At 70.8% G+C, this 859-nt stretch carries 1 pseudogene; it reads left to right on the plus strand.

Annotated features, from left to right (window positions below):
* Positions 1-859: pseudogene (locus tag HUK82_RS16970) on the plus strand (ATP-dependent DNA helicase); the annotation flags it as partial.

The raw sequence follows: 859 nt of genomic DNA on the forward strand, positions 1-859 counted from the left end.
GGCCGACTTCGCCTCCGTCGCCACCCACGCCTTCGCGCCGCGCGCCCATATCGGGGATCCGCAGGTGCTTCTGGCCGAGGCCGGGACGGGCACCGGCAAGACGCTCGGCTACCTCGCCCCCGCCAGCGTCTGGGCGGAGCAGAACGACGGCGCCGTCTGGATCAGCACCTACACCAAGCACCTCCAGCGGCAGATCGAGGCCGAGACGACGCGGCTGCACGCCGACGACACCGTCCGGCGCCAGCACGTCGTCGTGCGCAAGGGGCGCGAGAATTATCTGTGCCTGCTGAACATGGAGGACTGGGTCAACACCGTGCTCAACCGCGGCCGCGATGCGTCGCCGGGGGCCCTGATCACGCTCTGCCTGATCGCGCGCTGGGCCACGGCCAGCCGCGACGGCGACCTGATGGGCGGCGACCTGCCCGGCTGGTTTGGCGACCTGATGGGAGCGGGGCAGGTCGCCGCTCTGGCCGACCGCCGCGGCGAATGCATTCACGGCGCCTGCCCGCATTATCAACGCTGCTTTGTCGAACACTCGATCCGCCGGGCCCGGCACGCCGATCTGGTCATCGCGAACCACGCGCTGGTTATGGCGCAGGCGGCCTGGGCCAGCCCGGCCGGCATTGCCGACCTGCCCGTCGAACAGGAAGACAATACCCCCACCCGCTACGTTTTCGACGAGGGCCACCATATCGCCGACGCGGCGGACGGCGCCTTCGCGACGGAATTTTCCGGGCTGGAGGCGGCCGAACTGCGACGCTGGCTGCTGGGCGCGGAAGGCGGGCGTTCCCGCGCGCGGGGCCTGCGCCGCCGTCTGGACGATCTGGTCGTCGGCTTCAAACGGCTTGAGGAGCCCCTC

It is taken from the genome of Ameyamaea chiangmaiensis, from assembly GCF_013376175.1.
GTDB lineage: Bacteria > Pseudomonadota > Alphaproteobacteria > Acetobacterales > Acetobacteraceae > Ameyamaea > Ameyamaea chiangmaiensis.